Origin of the sequence: Halobacteriovorax marinus SJ (genome assembly GCF_000210915.2) — a bacterium.
GTDB classification, from domain to species: domain Bacteria; phylum Bdellovibrionota; class Bacteriovoracia; order Bacteriovoracales; family Bacteriovoracaceae; genus Halobacteriovorax; species Halobacteriovorax marinus.
In genome coordinates this window covers 2,324,983-2,339,148 of the sequence record NC_016620.1, presented here as the reverse complement: position 1 = coordinate 2,339,148, position 14,166 = coordinate 2,324,983, and the positions used below count along the sequence as shown (strand labels likewise).

Sequence of the window (14,166 nt, the reverse complement as noted above, 5' to 3'; positions counted from 1 at the left end):
TGTCACGTAAAGGCTAGTAATCTAAGTCACGACAGACAAAATTGTCCTTATGCAGAGTGGAGATTTGAGCAAATACTGGATGCTCTATATTGATAAATTCCTCTAGGGTGCACTTCATTGCATCTGTATGTGTTCCTGCATTGAAGTAAATTTCAGCGTCTTCTAAGAGGTTAGTTGAAGCGATTACATCCATTCCATAGAGATGACCAAAGACTGGAGTTGTTCCAATTTCACAATCATTGAACGCTGTTTTAAGTTCGGTTTCAGAAAAGAGTGTAACCTCTCTACTGCCAAGCTCTCTTTTAAGTGACTTCATATCTAATTTGTCACACGCTGGAAGAATCGCCAGTAAATCTCTATCGTCTGCATGAATTGCAATGACTTTTGCAAGTTGATGTTTTGGGCAGTGAATGGAGTGCGCTACATCCTCTGCTGTATAGGCGGCCGGGTGTAGAATGTGTGAATAATTCACTTTCTTTGAATCCACGTAGGCCATTAGTGATTTTGGGACTGTCATAGAAACCCCCTCGTTAAGGCCATGATAGTGTCAAAATATGAATGAAGTATTAGAAAACTATGAAGATAAAAAATCACATTTTCGAGATTTCAGTAGGTTATGAGGGCAAAAATGATAATCATCAAGAAATCTTTAAGTTGTTTTTCTTGTATGCAGTGGATTATGCTGATAAAAATAATATATATAAATTTATTTTATTACTGGGACGTAAGTCCCATTAAGGCCCTGGACATAAATTAGCAGCGCATACCGTGTCCAGGGCCCCTATATCAGCTTGACGCTGATTCATATTGGTTGATCGCTTTTTTCCAAATAAATTGAAGAACAAAGTAGCTTACTATAATCGCCGCGACGAGGTAGATTAGATAGTGCCACATTGTGTGATCTAATAAGAAGTGTACTGGAGCAGATCCAATGAGCAAGATAGGAATGATAATTGTGAAAACTTTCCTAGAGAGTGAGGCATAAATAAAGTTAGGCCAACGACTTAAATTTTGAAATTGCATTCTAAGAAAATTGATACCCATTCCTTCAGTCATCCAAAACATACTTGTAGAAATTATGAATTCCAGAATTGCTAGTAAGGTAAAGCCTAATAGAACAAGAATGGGAAGAGTGATCCACGCCAGAGTATCTAGGTTTACTTTAGTTCCAAAATAGATAAGACAACTCCAAACGACAATCGTATTACAAATACTAGAGGTACGAATATGTCTAAAGAAACAAGTGAAGATTGAGTTGATTGGTTTTAGTATTGTGAAGTCCATATTGCCAGACTTTATATCTCTAGAGAGAACCCAGAAACTCTCACTTATGAGTGTCATGTGTAAGTGATCAATACAAAGCATGAAAGAGATGAAGAACATGAGTTGATCTTTATTCCATGGACCAATTGTTTGAACGTGATCAAAGATAAAGTTAACGGTCATTAGGCTTGAGAAATAAAAAAATATATCCATAATGATCAATAGAAAGAAGTTCAGTCTAAAGCTCATGGACTGGGAAAAGCTAGTGCTTACAAATTTTCGATAAACACTTAAGTGATGTTTTAAATTTTCCATTACATCCCCGCCGCAGTATAAAGTTTCATGCCTCTATTCCATATAAACTTATTCACTAGAGCAAAGACTATTGTCCAAGCGACTATGATAAGTGGAGCGCTGGAAAGTAGAGAATGCTCGCCTTGGAAAATCTTAATTGGATAGTAACTAAGATAAGGAAAGGGAGTGTAAACGAGTATTTTCGTAATCCAATTTGGATAGAGCTCTAGTGGAAGGATGGCCCCCGATAAGAACGCAGACATTATTTGTAGCAGGACACGCAATATCCAAGTCTCCTCTAGCCAGAAGGAGAGTATCCCTGTCATATACTGAAGGCTAAACCACATTAGACTTACTAAGAAGCAAAAGAGGTAACCACTTAGGAGAGAGGCAAGAGTGAGGGATTCAAATATACCTAAGAGGAATATGGAAAGAATCGTTATCGCCGATATGAAAGTCTGCATGAATTGAAATGAAATAAAGGAAGCTGTATGAAACTCCCAGAAGTTAAAAGGGTATATAAGATAAGTAGAAATTCTACCCATTCTAATATCTTCTGCTAAGTTGTGAGAGGCATAGCCTCCTGCAATTAGAGAGACGACTAAACTCCAAGCATGATAATTAATCATCTGAGTAAAGGAATAGCCTTGAATAATAAGGTCTTCAGCGCCTCTATATATGGATGACCAAAGGTTGTACTTTATAAAGAAGAAGACAAGCGAGGGCCCTATAACTTGCAAAAAGAAATTAACTCTATAGGCAGTAAGAGTAGACCATGAAATTCTTATGGTCTGAATCCATTTCTGTATATTTGGAAAATTACTTAACACTGAGAATCTCTGGGTTAGACATAAGCGTTTTCATGACCTTCTCAATTGGAAGGATCTCTGTATTAAAATCACTTACATCAAATTTAGTAATGATCTCTGCACTAACTTCTCTTAACTCTTCTTCTGGAATGAGCAATTCAACTTTTAAATCACCTTGTGACCATTCTGGTTTGAATTTCGTAAAGAGCTGATCTTCTCTATCTACCTTAGACTTGAAAATAAAAGAGACTCTCTTTTCGTGACCAAGAATCTTTTCAAATTCTCCAATCGCTCCGTCATAGGCCTTTTTTCCTTTGAGAATGAGAACAATTCTAGAGCAAAGCTCTTGGACATCGGCCATGTAGTGGGAGGTAAGGATAATAGTACATTGGTTTTTCTGGTGATAGTCTTTAATAAATTTTCGAATACTCTCTTGAGCGACTAAGTCTAGACCAATAGTTGGCTCATCTAGAAAAATAACTTCTGGAGAGTGAAGGAGAGAGGCCATTAATTCCATCTTCATTCTCTCTCCAAGAGAGAGCTTTCTAACGTGAATATGGAGAAGATCTTTCACTTCTAAAATGGTACTCATATGTTCAATTTTTTCTTTGAACTCTTCTTCATCGATCTCATAATATTTTTGTAATAATAAGAATGAATCCATTGCTGGAATATCCCACCAAAGCTGTGACTTTTGTCCCATGACAAGAGCGATTTTCTTTCTGAAATCTTTTTCTCTCTCGCTAGGGTTATGCCCCAGAACATTAATCTCTCCGCCAGAGGGCACAATGATTCCTGTGAACATTTTCATTAATGTTGTTTTACCTGCTCCATTAGGACCTAGGAGACCAACAATCTGTCCATCCGGTATATCGAGGTCAAATCCCTCTACAGCATGCTTAATGGTATAGTCTCTCTTATAGAGTGATTCAATTGAACCTTTGAATCCAGGCTTCTTCTTATAACTTTTAAAACTCTTAGTTAATTTATCTGTTTGTATCATTTTAAATTCCAATCAATCTCTTGTACTCTTTTCTCTTTTAAATAGTGATTCGTTTTTGAAAATGGCTTACTTCCAAAAAAACCTCTATATGAAGAGAGTGGAGAGGGGTGAACAGACTTTAGGATAAGGTGCTTCTTAGTATCCACTTTTCTTGCTTTCTTCTGAGCGCTACTTCCCCAGAGAAAGAAGACAACATTCTCACACTCTTGATCAATGAGCTCTATAATTCTATCTGTAAACTTCTCCCAACCTTTTTTCTGGTGAGAGCCAGCACTCTTTGCTTGTACAGTAAGTACGTCATTTAAAAGTAGAACGCCTTCTTGTGCCCACTTGCTGAGATCTCCATGCTCTGGTATCTCAACTCCTAAATCATCATTTAGTTCTTTATAAATATTACGAAGAGAAGGTGGAATCTTTATTCCTTTCTCAACAGAGAAACTTAGTCCGTGAGCTTGTCCTTCTCCGTGATAGGGGTCTTGACCAATGAGGACGACTCTTACTTTTTCCAGCGGCGTTTGATTAAGGGCATGAAAAATCATTTCTCTAGGAGGATAGATGGTTTGGTTCTCAAATTCATTCACTAAGAACTCTTCTAAATCTTTAAAATAATCTTTAGAAAATTCATCTTTTAGCAATGATTTCCAGCTAGAATGGAGAGGGATATCTGTTAATTTCATTTATCAAATTTATACATTTTGCTACTATTTGCAAAGGGAGGATTTTGATGATGGAGAAAAGTTTTAACGTTTTTGGAAAGGTTCAGGGAATAATGTTTAGACAGACATTTATTAGATCTTGCCATCGAAGAAAATTGTGTGCAGGGGCCTCGAATAGTCATGAAAATAAGCAGATGGTTACATGTACAGTTAGCGGAAATGAAGAAGAAATTGATTCACTCTTAAATGACTTACTTAACCTTGAAAAATTAAATTCTTGGGGAGCCAGGGTAGAGAAGATTCAAGAATTAGATCTTGTCTTTGATTTAGATAAACATCAGGTGACTACAGAAAATGTGGATAGTTTTAAATGGTCTGAAGGCGTGGAGTTCTATCTCTAGTCAAGATACTTATCAAGTGGAATACTTGTAATTCTTGAGACATCTTCACCTCTACAACTTCCGTCATTACATCTCATAAGGTCGTAGCATCCAACCCGATTTATAAAGTCTTTCTCTCCTCTCACTAGGAGACCTTCTACTTCGAGAGTCGCTTCATTGATGACTGGGGAACCTGAATTCATGTGAAAGGCATCAACTTCTGCTACGAAGAAGTATTTATTTTCGTCATTTCTAAGCTTACCATCTGTTGCAATTTTTAGTGGAATTCCACTTGGGAAACCAAGTAGAGAAAGTTTAACATCACTTTGCATTCGACCACTTGTTCTAATTGCTAGAGGTTCTCTGTCTTCAACTCTTCTATCTAGTTTTATGATGGCCCAGTCTTCTAGAGTACCTTCTTTTTCAAGTTTTCTCTCTAAGATTTCTGCGCATTTATAGATATTATCATTATCGATTCTAAATCTCTTATATGGCCCAACTCTTGTGCCGATTTTATCTACTCTATAATCGAAGACAAAGGACTTAGTCTGGCAATCCCAATCTGTTTTAATACAATGTCCTGCTGTGAGTACAATGTCAGGTGCCACTAAAAAAGAAGTGCAGCTGGCAGCAGATATTTGATCTGTATAGGGAACACTAGGGCAGTAATTGATGGTTTCATCAAGAGTGAGGGAAACGAGTTCTGTTTGGTGACCTATTTTTCTTAATGAGTAATTTGAAATTATGGCGGCAACAGAATTTGAAGCATATTCTAATCTTGAATTTGCAACTTCAAAAGGTTCTCTGCGATTATCTTCCCCGTAGATTACTTTATTGGACTTGGCCTTCAATGGATTAGAAATTATAAGTAATACTAGTAAGGGTAAGGTTCTTCTCATGGCGAGAATATAGAAATTATCACCCAGATTGGCCATCGGGTGATAATCTTTACATTGGACGGGCGTGTCAAAACACTATTTATCTATTTGAAATTAATAGTGATATGGAAAACCTGAGTAGTCTTGATCTCTCTTCTCTAAGAAAGCATCTCTACCTTCTTTGGCCTCGTCTGTCCCGTAGGCAAGTCTTGTGGCCTCTCCAGCGAAGAGTTGTTGTCCTACTAGACCATCATCGAGGAGATTGAAGCCAAACTTCAACATTCTCATGGCCGTTGGTGACTTCGAGTTTATTAATTTACCCCATTCAAGTGCAACATCTTCTAGTTGCGCGTGAGGAACAACTTTATTAATCATACCCATATCAAAGGCTTCCTTAGCCGAGTAGTTAAGTCCCAGAAAGAAAATCTCTCTAGCTCTTTTCTGTCCACATTGTCTTGCTAGGTAAGCAGAACCGTAGCCTGAGTCAAAACTCGCAACATCTGGATCAGTCTGCTTAAAGACAGCGTGCTCTTCACTAGCAATAGTCATATCGCAAACAACATGAAGCGAGTGACCTCCACCAACTGACCAACCTGGAACAACGGCTATAACAACTTTAGGCATAAACCTAATGAGCCTTTGTACTTCTAATATGTGGAGGCGACCTAATTTAGCAGGATCTTTTTCACCCTCATCACCAACATATTGATAGCCGTCCTTTCCTCTAATTCTTTGGTCTCCACCTGAACAAAAGGCCCAGCCTCCGTCTTTAGGTGAGGGACCATTTCCTGTGATAAGAACACAGCCTACGTCTGAGCTCATTCTTGCGTGGTCTAGGGCCTGGTAGAGCTCGTCTACAGTTTGTGGCCTAAAAGCATTTCTAACCTCAGGTCTATTAAAGGCAATTCTTACTGTGCCCTGATCTTTGGCCCTGTGGTAAGTAATGTCTTTAAAGTTAAAATTAGGAACTTCGTTCCATAGTTCTGGGTTAAAAATATCTGAAACCATTTCTTTCTCCTTAAGCGTAGATGTATTTATTCAATTCTTTTTAAAATGTGTCAAATAGAGAGTGCTTCTTTACAGCTTCTGGCCCATTGTGTAATTTTGGGCATGGATAAAACTCAGCAAATACGCAATTTTCTTGAAGAGAATTCGGTGACTTATAGAGAAGTCGACCATGACATTGCTCCCACATGTGAGCTCTCGGCCAAGTATAGAGGCGAGAGCATGGACATAGGTGGTAAGACTTTATTGTTTAAAGATAAAGTGGGTTTTAAACTCTTTGTTATTTCCGCTTCGCTACAAGTGGACTCAAATAAAGTAAGAAAAATTCTTGGCTCACAGAGATTGCGCTTTGCTAGTGAGAAAGAATTAATGGATCTATGTGGAGTGGTGAAGGGTGCCCTTCCTCCCTTTGGTAGACCTTTACAAGACTTTGACCTCTATATTGATGAGTCTATTTTTAGAAATGAGCGCATTGCTTTCAATGCTGGGATATTAACCAAATCATTTATTATGAATATGAATGATTATAAAAAGCTGGTTGAGCCCACAATTTGTCATTTTAGTAAGGAAGAAAAGTGAAAGAGTTACTGACAATAAGAAATATAAGAAAATCTTTTGATCACAAATCTATTGCTGCTCTTGAAGATATAAGCTTTTCTCTTTGTGAGGACGAAGTTGTTAGCATTATTGGTCCAAGTGGAACGGGAAAGAGTACTCTCGTAAAAATTATCGCTCAATTATTAGAGCAAGATAGTGGTGAGATTCTATATAAATCAAAGAGTGATCTCTCAAATTTTAAGGACGAGTTTTCCTATGTTCCACAAGAGCTCTCCCTAGATAACTCTCTTACTGTTTACGAAAATATTGGAACAAATTTAAATGAAGAAAATGAAGAGAAGAGACATCATAGAATCAGAGATATGATCGAAGTCTTCGGATTGCAGTATAAAGACCATAAGTACCCAACGGAACTTTCTACAGGGCAAAAGAGTCGCGTTGAGATGGCGAAGGCCCTAGTTAGTTCTCCTGAATTACTTATTCTAGATGAGCCCTTTGCAAATTTAGATAGAAGTCTTAGAGATGAGATAAAGAGTGAGTTGGTAGAGATTCTAAAAGAGAGAAAAATCTCTGCTTTAATTGTCACTCATAATCTTGAAGATGCATTTTCTCACTCTGATAAAATCCTCGTTCTTGGGGATGGAATTATAAAGCAATTTTCAAACGCTAGGGATGTTTACACTCATCCCGCAGATGCATGGGTTGCGAAATTTACGGGGCCAGTAAACTTGATGGCCGGAACTGTTAAAACCTCTAATGGAAATTTTTCTCAAACAAATAAATTAGATACTTTCGAAGTGTCCTGCTTCGACGAATCCATTAAAGATGGGGACTTTTCTTATATGCTTATAAGACCAGAGGCCTGTCGTATCTCCTCTGAAGGAAAGTACAAAGGAAAGGTGAAGAAGATTATTCACCTTGGTGCTTTTTATGAAGTTTGGGTTCAGATCGGTGGTATAGAAAAATTCAAAATTAGTGCTTCTCTCTCTGATAAGATCGAAATGAACCGCGCCGTTAAATTTGATATTTTACTTGATCAATGCCAATTACTTAGGATCTAGTGATCCATACATTTATTGTCTTTAGCTAACTGCTTAGTAATATCTAGTGCGTCTTCTTTTAAATACCAGTGAGTATTTATTTTCTTATCATTTATTTTAACTTGATAAAGATTATCATCCCAGTGTTTCTCTAAAGAGCAGACATCGGTAGTTGGAACAATTGTTCCTGAGCCACAGCTCGTTACGAGAAGTAGAACACCTGTTATGAAAATAAATTTATAAGTCGTATTCAAAGTCATCACAATCTCTCTCTCTTCTAAATCTTTCTAATTCACCTGATCCCGGAAGGGCCTTGTAGAACCAGTAGAAACAATTATTTTCCTCTCGCATTTCCTTTCTTCTTAAAATTGCGTCACGAATATCCCAAGGTTCATTCTTTAGATTATGTCTATTCGTAATTGCGATAGGGCGAGGTTCTTTCTTCTCTTCTTTATCTGCTAGAACTTTTGGTGCTGTCACTAGGGCAGCAGCACTTGCTGCTCCTGCTGCAATGGAAGGAAGAGGAGGCGTAGGTGTTGATAATGAGGTTTCAAAGAAATCATTCATTTCATTGAACTTCCCACTTATATCTTGCAGCTTTGGAAGTAGAGAAAGTTCATTGCTTAATAATTCTTTAATGGCCGATTCACTTAATTTCTTAACTTCCTTGCTCGTCTGATAAGCCGTCGTATTGATCACTTCGCCCGCTTTAAGGGCAAATTCTTGTGAGTTGGTAACAGCTGTTTGAAGATTCCCCTCTAAAAGTGCGAGGTCACTTACTCCTTTATTCGAAACGGTATAGGTATTAGTAAGAAACTCTGTACCTCTCACTCCAACTGAAACTTGATTGGCCATAAATTGAAGACTTTGATCTTCTTTAACTTTCTCTTGAACTTTTGTTCTAAAGCTTCCTTTTATAAAGTTAAAAATATTTTGTCTGTCATTAGTAGAGTACTTCTTTATCTCTAAAGTACTATTTGCTCCAAGAATAAAATTGGTTTTATCTTTTAATGTTATTTTTAAAAGTGATTGATCACTGGTACTAATAATATCTGCTTCATCTAACATTGCATTCAAAGTTAGACTTATCTTTTTATTATTCCTCACAACGCTTGCTTCGCCCTTTATTAAAGCCACTTGGCCAATTCCTTTTTCTATGGCGAGCGTTGTAATAGATATTAAAAAAGTGAACGTGACCAGAAAGACTGAGCGCATTTCTTCTCCATTTACAAAATATTATTTCTTTAAATTATCGTCATTGCGCTAAATTTATTTAGGATGCCAAAAGATCTTTGCTATTAATTTTATCTTAAGAAGATGGATTAACAATATCTTAGCATTTTATTCTAATATATAGCCGTTAATGACCGATATAATTATATAATAATATTACGAAATATTATTAATTGAGTATTTAGGAGGAGTTCCCAAGTGTCAGATAAAGCAGTCCCATTTTTCTTCGATTCTACTAAAGAAGTTCTCATTGAACTAAGCAATGGCATGACCTTTGGAAGAAATAAAGAATGTGATTATTCAGTCGTCGATCACCGTGTGAGTGGGATGCACTTTAAAGTTGTCATTAAAGATGAGAATGTTTTCATTGTTGATTTAGAATCTTCTAATAAGACAAAACTTAATGATGACGAAGTTACTCCAAATACAGAGATGAAGTTATCGAGGAAAGACAAAGTTAAGTTTGGAGCTCAGAGCTACTACTTCTTCTTCGAATCTATTGATAATTTTATTATTCCAGATATTACAAAGACTTTAAAAATCTCAAATACTTTAGATATTGTAGATGAAATGCTTGAAGATAATAATAGAGACTTTAGTGGAATTAATCTCTCTATAGCGACAGTAGGGGATAAGAAAGAGAGTAAGCTCTCTCAACTTAAGAAGTCAAAGTCACGAGTTGATGAGTATGAGGTTAACTTAAAGAAGATTCTATCTGATATTGAAAGAAGAGATATTATTGCTAAAGACTATGACTCCTTAATGATTAAGATTAAAAATAGTCAGCAAGAATTAAAGAATGCAAATTATGAGAGTAGAGATAAGTTAGAGCAAGACCATAAGAGTTTTAATTTCTCCATTGCTGAACTCAACAGTAGCATTCAAGAGGCACAAGAAAGAATCAATGCTTGGAAAAAAGATATTGAGTCAATTCAAACAAAGATAGAAGAAGTCAAAAGGGTTGAGCTAATATTCGACTGTCTTGAAAAAGATAGAGTGCTTGAACAAGAACTCTCTAATCAAGTAAGTAGTTATCGCACTCAAGATCTAGATACAAAGAAAACAGATCTACAAAAGAAAATTAAAGATGAATACGATAATTATAAATCTCTTCAAGAGGACTATGCAGATAGTTTGAAGTATAAGAAAAATAGACTTGCTTCATAATGAAAATTGTCGTCCAGAGATCTCTAAATTCATCTGTAAGTATTAGGGGAGAAGTCGTCTCTCAAATCCGGTCCGGGTTGGTTTTATTAGTTTGCATGGAAACAGGTGATAGTGATGAGTCCATTAAGCAAGCCGCCCAAAAAATAATAAATTTACGAATCTTCTCAGATGAGAACGGAAAAATGAATAAGAATATCTCACAGGCAGGTGGTGAGATATTAGCAGTTAGTCAATTTACTTTGTCCTGGCCAGGTAAGAAGGGAAATAGACCAAGCTTCGATCGATCTATGGAGCCAAATCTCGCTAATGAGTACTTTGAGAAATTCTGTAATTTAGTTGGTGAAAGCGTTGGCGTGAAAAAAGGTGTCTTTGCTGAGAGTATGCAGGTCACTATCATCAATGATGGGCCAGTGACCTTCTTCTTAGAGTTCTAAGTTCTACTTGTGATTTAGACCAGTAGAGTTAGCTTTATTTTCTTCTTCTTTTTCGGCCTTAACAGCAGCTTTCCATAGACCACCAAAAATTCCAAATAGAACGATAAAGAAAACGAGAACGTGAACAACTTCAATTTGAATTGAGCTGGCAATCATTTCGTGCTTTCTTGCCGGAACCATCTCTTCACCCTTAGGTACAATTGATGTTTCATATACTTTTACATTCTTAGTCGCTGTCTCATTGCTCATAGAGTCATATCCTTTAAACTAAATTTTAAACATAATTACCTAATATATTTACATTAAAAGACTATATTGGTCACGAAAAAGCCGAAGATTTTCTGAAATTTTACGAAATTACTGGTTAGTTGATTAAAAAGCTAAAGTATTTCTCTTGTTTTAACGATAAGTCCTCTACATGAAGACAAGGGGAAGATAATGAAGAAATTATTGACTCTCACTGCTCTTGGGTTAGTTTTTGCGTCATGTTCAAGTAACGAAATGGCCTCCAACTCCCATGCTCTAGCTGAGAGAAATGTAGCATCGGTGAACACACCGGTTTGCGCTGTTGAACAGCATTCGCGAAACAAGAGTTGGTATCGCGTATCTATAGCAGGTAAGCCTCACAATGAGCACTGGTATGGTAAGAAGCAAGTTATGCGCATCAAGAATAACTATGTTCAAAAGGGTAAGTGTCAATAGCTTACAGGCCTCACTTGTCAGAAGTGAGGCTTTTTCAGAATTTTTCCATTCTCATTTAAAAAAATAATTTCCATAATATTTATATATTTATTCAAAAAGGAGTTTGAAATGAACAGACTAATCAAGTTAGTGATGGTCTTTGGTATCTTACTTGCCTCTGTCGAGTCATTTTCAAGTGTTGAAAGCTTAGAAGAAAATTATAGAGGTAGGTTAATAGAAGGTCGTGTGATCTATGGGCCAACGTTAACGTGTGAGATTTGGAATGATTCACACAGACCAATTAGAGTTATGAATTATAGCTACGAAATTTTCTATAGAAATAGATTCGGCGGAATTGATATGGCCAGAAGAGATTTTCACTGTCGCTATAATTGTCGCGTAAGAACTCAGACTCCTCAAGTCTTCAGTGGACCTGTAAATAATGGACCTACTGTATATGCGAATTGTTTCGCCTTTGTAAGGTAGTTCATTGTCTAAGTATTTTTTCTTAGTTTTAATTTTTATATTCCAATCATGTAACTCTCTTGATGGAGAGTTACATAATTTTCGAGACTATTCTCTTTTGAATTCTAAAGGGGAGTCGATTACTCTCTTAGAAGGTGCAAATCCTGCAACTTTAGAGCTTAACTCTAGCAGGCTCTTTACTCTTAACTTAGACCAACATACTTTCAACTTCACTATCCCAAAGGATGTGAAGCTTCCTCGTGAAAATGGAGAGCTCTCCCTCACAGCTCACCAAACATCTCAGGACTACGGAGTCTATGCGAGGTTAGTGACTCATATCATTCGCGGAGAAGAGCTAGTGGGAAGAGAGACATGCTCATGGATTGAGAGATATCACCACTGTGATGAGCAAGGAAATTGTAGAGTTCTCTACCGCTCTAGAGAGGGGATTAAGGATGTTATTTTCTACGATGAAATTCATCAAAAGAATGTCGTATTAAATCTTCGCTTTGATGATACTCATGAATCTATAGCTCAATTTAGTGGTGTGAAGAAGATAGTTAAGAAGGTGTATCGCTACGAGAGTACTTGCTACTAAAGAGTGAGTCTATGCTCTTTAATCTTTTCAATAATCCAGTCCCCATCATCTATAGGAAGGTCATGGCCAGCACTAGGGTGAAGTTCTAGCTTTGCTCCAAAGTGTGAAGCAATCTTTCTTGAACACTCACTACTTGTGAATCGATCCTTCTGTGCCGCGAGAGCAAGGTAGGGAATTGCTATTTGATCGGGTAATCGAAACTTAGAGGCCGCAAATAATTGCCTTAAAAAGCTAATTATCTTTATATGTCTAGTCTTAGCTAGTTGTGCCCAGTCTTTTGCTATCTGCTTATCGACATTTTCATGATTGGTAATAAGACTCAGGATTAAGCTCTCCCTCTTATGAGCGTCGTTTATAAAGAGAGTGCTAAGAAGAGTTCTAATGGCGAGAGGGGAGATTCTCTCAAAGACACCTGAGAATTTCTTTGAAGAAGTATTTATTGTCACGAGTTGCTGGAAGTCTTCTGGATATCTTGAAGACCAATTGAGTGAGATCATACCACCCAGAGATATTGCGAGGAGCGACCACTTCTTATCGCCTCTTTGCTGTAACCACTTCTCCCTGATAAAGTCAGTCATCTCATCGATGCTTAGTGGAACTTGCTCGTTTAAATTATCTCCGGCCCCTGGAAGGTCAAGGCAGAGTACATCCCCATTAAATGCAGATTGCATTCTCTTATCAAATGAAGCCCAATGTCCCTTTTCTCTGGCCAGCCCTCTTAAGAGAACCCAATTTACTTTTTCCATACTTCGTTATTCTTAGTTATATTGGAGAAGAAATCAATTAATAAAAGATGTCTTCTCATTGTTCGGCTATATCTATGATCTTTAATAGGATTGAAGAGTCCTAACTTAGAAAATAATTGAATAGGATTTTTCTTAAGCCAGGTCCATGAACCCATCTCTAGGGTCCATGGAATAAAGTTATGCCGAGGGTGATTCTCTTCTTTCCAGTCGTATAGGTAGTCCCATAAATCCCCGTGAGTCGTATATTGATCAGATTGTGGTTCAATTTTATAAATATGATGAGGGATCGTTTTATCAAAGAGCGCTTGAATCTTTTCTACTTGATTCTGGGCACTGAAAGGGGTGGATGTTTTAGCGTAGGGGTACCATAGTCTATCTTTTAGTCCAAAGCCTGAGTGAAAGTCTAGTGCTAGACAATGAGTACTTTGAGAGACAATGGACTTCACTTTATCACAGAGTGCTTTCGCCTCAATTTGCATCGGATCTTTCTTTCTTCCTCTATACCATGGAAGAAAATTTCCAAGTCTATGACCACCAATGAGAAATAACGATTTATCTATGGCCTCTGTAGGGGAGTTTCTCATGAGGTCCACTCCTTTGCCATTACTTCTCATATTGTGTGCGACACCTACAGGGTTAACCATAGGGATAGCGACTATTTTAAAGTTTTGAAAAATCTTTTGTAGATCAGTATTCCACTTTAATTGTTCAAAGAGAAAGCTGAGATAAGAAATGACAACATGGGTACCGACTTTTTCTAGTCCGTGCACTCCTCCAATAAGTAGAAGTGTAGGAGCTCCCTTAGGAGCACTACCAATAGTGAAGCAGTGTAGGGGATAGGAGGATTCTTTATAGGAAATAACCTCAAGTGTTTCAACACTCACTTCGGGAGGCATTATTTCAATAAGACCGTTAATTAACTCTTGTTCTTCGAAGTTATATTCTTTCATTTTAGT

20 protein-coding genes are annotated in these 14,166 nt (G+C 37.2%); 8 read left to right on the top strand and 12 right to left on the bottom strand.

What is annotated here, in order from left to right; translation table 11 throughout:
* Positions 1-13 precede the first annotated feature (13 nt).
* The 5 genes from BMS_RS11040 to ung all read right to left on the bottom strand — a co-directional run bounded on the left by BMS_RS11040 (position 14) and on the right by ung (position 4,046).
* Complete coding sequence (locus tag BMS_RS11040) at positions 14-517, bottom strand: aminoacyl-tRNA deacylase (RefSeq protein ID WP_052590662.1); 504 nt, start codon at positions 515-517, stop codon at positions 14-16.
* Between the two features lie 269 nt (positions 518-786).
* Positions 787-1,578 carry an ABC transporter permease gene (locus BMS_RS11035; protein ID WP_044557536.1) on the bottom strand — a complete coding sequence of 264 codons (792 nt, stop codon included), beginning with the start codon at positions 1,576-1,578 and terminating at the stop codon, positions 787-789.
* The gene (locus BMS_RS11030; protein ID WP_014244899.1) at positions 1,578-2,387 is read right to left on the bottom strand and encodes an ABC transporter permease; all 810 of its coding nucleotides are present in this window, start codon (positions 2,385-2,387) and stop codon (positions 1,578-1,580) included. The genes BMS_RS11035 and BMS_RS11030 overlap by 1 nt, the downstream gene beginning before the upstream one ends.
* Positions 2,377-3,369 (bottom strand): ABC transporter ATP-binding protein, encoded by a 993-nt coding sequence (locus BMS_RS11025; protein ID WP_044557535.1) that lies wholly within the window; start codon positions 3,367-3,369, stop codon positions 2,377-2,379. The genes BMS_RS11030 and BMS_RS11025 overlap by 11 nt, the downstream gene beginning before the upstream one ends.
* The gene (gene ung / locus BMS_RS11020; RefSeq protein WP_014244897.1) at positions 3,366-4,046 is read right to left on the bottom strand and encodes a uracil-DNA glycosylase; all 681 of its coding nucleotides are present in this window, start codon (positions 4,044-4,046) and stop codon (positions 3,366-3,368) included. Before ung ends, BMS_RS11025 begins: the two co-directional genes overlap by 4 nt.
* Before the next feature lie 47 nt (positions 4,047-4,093).
* Here ung and BMS_RS11015 point away from each other — a divergent pair, with 47 nt between their 5' ends.
* The gene (locus BMS_RS11015) at positions 4,094-4,426 is read left to right on the top strand and encodes an acylphosphatase (RefSeq protein ID WP_044557534.1); all 333 of its coding nucleotides are present in this window, start codon (positions 4,094-4,096) and stop codon (positions 4,424-4,426) included.
* On the opposite strand, the gene BMS_RS11010 is transcribed toward BMS_RS11015, so the two are convergent.
* Both BMS_RS11010 and BMS_RS11005 read right to left on the bottom strand, forming a co-directional pair.
* Positions 4,423-5,340: a trypsin-like serine peptidase gene (locus BMS_RS11010; RefSeq protein ID WP_014244895.1), complete on the bottom strand. Its 918-nt coding sequence runs from the start codon at positions 5,338-5,340 to the stop codon at positions 4,423-4,425. The genes BMS_RS11015 and BMS_RS11010 overlap by 4 nt on opposite strands.
* A gap of 57 nt (positions 5,341-5,397) precedes the next feature.
* The gene (locus BMS_RS11005) at positions 5,398-6,291 is read right to left on the bottom strand and encodes a 1,4-dihydroxy-2-naphthoyl-CoA synthase (RefSeq protein WP_014244894.1); all 894 of its coding nucleotides are present in this window, start codon (positions 6,289-6,291) and stop codon (positions 5,398-5,400) included.
* 102 nt (positions 6,292-6,393) lie between these two features.
* On the opposite strand from BMS_RS11005, the gene BMS_RS11000 reads away from it, so the two are divergent.
* Together BMS_RS11000 and BMS_RS10995 are read left to right on the top strand one after the other, a co-directional pair.
* A complete protein-coding gene (locus BMS_RS11000) occupies positions 6,394-6,867 on the top strand; it encodes a YbaK/EbsC family protein (RefSeq protein ID WP_014244893.1) in 474 nt (157 codons plus the stop codon).
* A complete protein-coding gene (locus tag BMS_RS10995; RefSeq protein ID WP_014244892.1) occupies positions 6,864-7,907 on the top strand; it encodes an ABC transporter ATP-binding protein in 1,044 nt (347 codons plus the stop codon). The genes BMS_RS11000 and BMS_RS10995 overlap by 4 nt, the downstream gene beginning before the upstream one ends.
* Here the strand turns inward: BMS_RS10995 and BMS_RS10990 are convergent.
* Complete coding sequence (locus BMS_RS10990; RefSeq protein WP_014244891.1) at positions 7,904-8,149, bottom strand: hypothetical protein; 246 nt, start codon at positions 8,147-8,149, stop codon at positions 7,904-7,906. The two genes, BMS_RS10995 and BMS_RS10990, sit on opposite strands and share 4 nt — an antisense overlap.
* On the bottom strand, positions 8,124-9,023 hold the full coding sequence (locus BMS_RS10985; protein WP_157868278.1) for a FecR family protein: 900 nt from the start codon (positions 9,021-9,023) through the stop codon (positions 8,124-8,126). Before BMS_RS10985 ends, BMS_RS10990 begins: the two co-directional genes overlap by 26 nt.
* A gap of 294 nt (positions 9,024-9,317) precedes the next feature.
* Between BMS_RS10985 and BMS_RS10980 the strand changes: the two genes are divergently transcribed.
* Positions 9,318-10,286, top strand: a complete 969-nt coding sequence (locus tag BMS_RS10980; RefSeq protein ID WP_014244889.1) for an FHA domain-containing protein — start codon at positions 9,318-9,320, stop codon at positions 10,284-10,286.
* A complete protein-coding gene (gene dtd / locus BMS_RS10975; RefSeq protein WP_014244888.1) occupies positions 10,286-10,720 on the top strand; it encodes a D-aminoacyl-tRNA deacylase in 435 nt (144 codons plus the stop codon). Before BMS_RS10980 ends, dtd begins: the two co-directional genes overlap by 1 nt.
* A gap of 3 nt (positions 10,721-10,723) precedes the next feature.
* On the opposite strand, the gene BMS_RS10970 is transcribed toward dtd, so the two are convergent.
* Positions 10,724-10,969 (bottom strand): hypothetical protein, encoded by a 246-nt coding sequence (locus BMS_RS10970; RefSeq protein ID WP_014244887.1) that lies wholly within the window; start codon positions 10,967-10,969, stop codon positions 10,724-10,726.
* A 189-nt stretch (positions 10,970-11,158) separates the two neighbouring features.
* On the opposite strand from BMS_RS10970, the gene BMS_RS10965 reads away from it, so the two are divergent.
* The 3 genes from BMS_RS10965 (at position 11,159) to BMS_RS10955 (ending at position 12,464) form a co-directional block, all read left to right on the top strand.
* Positions 11,159-11,422 carry a hypothetical protein gene (locus tag BMS_RS10965; protein ID WP_014244886.1) on the top strand — a complete coding sequence of 88 codons (264 nt, stop codon included), beginning with the start codon at positions 11,159-11,161 and terminating at the stop codon, positions 11,420-11,422.
* Positions 11,423-11,530: 108 nt separating this feature from the next.
* Positions 11,531-11,887, top strand: a complete 357-nt coding sequence (locus BMS_RS10960; RefSeq protein ID WP_014244885.1) for a hypothetical protein — start codon at positions 11,531-11,533, stop codon at positions 11,885-11,887.
* 4 nt (positions 11,888-11,891) lie between these two features.
* Entirely contained in the window at positions 11,892-12,464 is a 573-nt protein-coding gene (locus tag BMS_RS10955; protein WP_014244884.1) for a hypothetical protein, read from the top strand.
* On the opposite strand, the gene BMS_RS10950 is transcribed toward BMS_RS10955, so the two are convergent.
* Together BMS_RS10950 and BMS_RS10945 are read right to left on the bottom strand one after the other, a co-directional pair.
* Positions 12,461-13,210, bottom strand: a complete 750-nt coding sequence (locus BMS_RS10950; protein WP_014244883.1) for an alpha/beta fold hydrolase — start codon at positions 13,208-13,210, stop codon at positions 12,461-12,463. The two genes, BMS_RS10955 and BMS_RS10950, sit on opposite strands and share 4 nt — an antisense overlap.
* The gene (locus BMS_RS10945) at positions 13,198-14,160 is read right to left on the bottom strand and encodes a M14 family zinc carboxypeptidase (RefSeq protein WP_014244882.1); all 963 of its coding nucleotides are present in this window, start codon (positions 14,158-14,160) and stop codon (positions 13,198-13,200) included. The genes BMS_RS10950 and BMS_RS10945 overlap by 13 nt, the downstream gene beginning before the upstream one ends.
* Positions 14,161-14,166 lie beyond the last annotated feature (6 nt).

Bases quoted from the DNA above. Each gene is read 5' to 3' on its own strand.
- BMS_RS11040 (WP_052590662.1), bottom strand. From the start codon at position 517: ATGACAGTCCCAAAATCACTAATGGCCTACGTGGATTCAAAGAAAGTG.
- BMS_RS11035 (WP_044557536.1), bottom strand. From the start codon at position 1,578: ATGGAAAATTTAAAACATCACTTAAGTGTTTATCGAAAATTTGTAAGC.
- BMS_RS11025 (WP_044557535.1), bottom strand. From the start codon at position 3,369: ATGATACAAACAGATAAATTAACTAAGAGTTTTAAAAGTTATAAGAAG.
- ung (WP_014244897.1), bottom strand. From the start codon at position 4,046: ATGAAATTAACAGATATCCCTCTCCATTCTAGCTGGAAATCATTGCTA.
- BMS_RS11015 (WP_044557534.1), top strand. From the start codon at position 4,094: ATGATGGAGAAAAGTTTTAACGTTTTTGGAAAGGTTCAGGGAATAATG.
- BMS_RS11010 (WP_014244895.1), bottom strand. From the start codon at position 5,340: ATGGCCAATCTGGGTGATAATTTCTATATTCTCGCCATGAGAAGAACC.
- BMS_RS11005 (WP_014244894.1), bottom strand. From the start codon at position 6,291: ATGGTTTCAGATATTTTTAACCCAGAACTATGGAACGAAGTTCCTAAT.
- BMS_RS11000 (WP_014244893.1), top strand. From the start codon at position 6,394: ATGGATAAAACTCAGCAAATACGCAATTTTCTTGAAGAGAATTCGGTG.
- dtd (WP_014244888.1), top strand. From the start codon at position 10,286: ATGAAAATTGTCGTCCAGAGATCTCTAAATTCATCTGTAAGTATTAGG.
- BMS_RS10970 (WP_014244887.1), bottom strand. From the start codon at position 10,969: ATGAGCAATGAGACAGCGACTAAGAATGTAAAAGTATATGAAACATCA.
- BMS_RS10965 (WP_014244886.1), top strand. From the start codon at position 11,159: ATGAAGAAATTATTGACTCTCACTGCTCTTGGGTTAGTTTTTGCGTCA.
- BMS_RS10960 (WP_014244885.1), top strand. From the start codon at position 11,531: ATGAACAGACTAATCAAGTTAGTGATGGTCTTTGGTATCTTACTTGCC.
- BMS_RS10950 (WP_014244883.1), bottom strand. From the start codon at position 13,210: ATGGAAAAAGTAAATTGGGTTCTCTTAAGAGGGCTGGCCAGAGAAAAG.
- BMS_RS10945 (WP_014244882.1), bottom strand. From the start codon at position 14,160: ATGAAAGAATATAACTTCGAAGAACAAGAGTTAATTAACGGTCTTATT.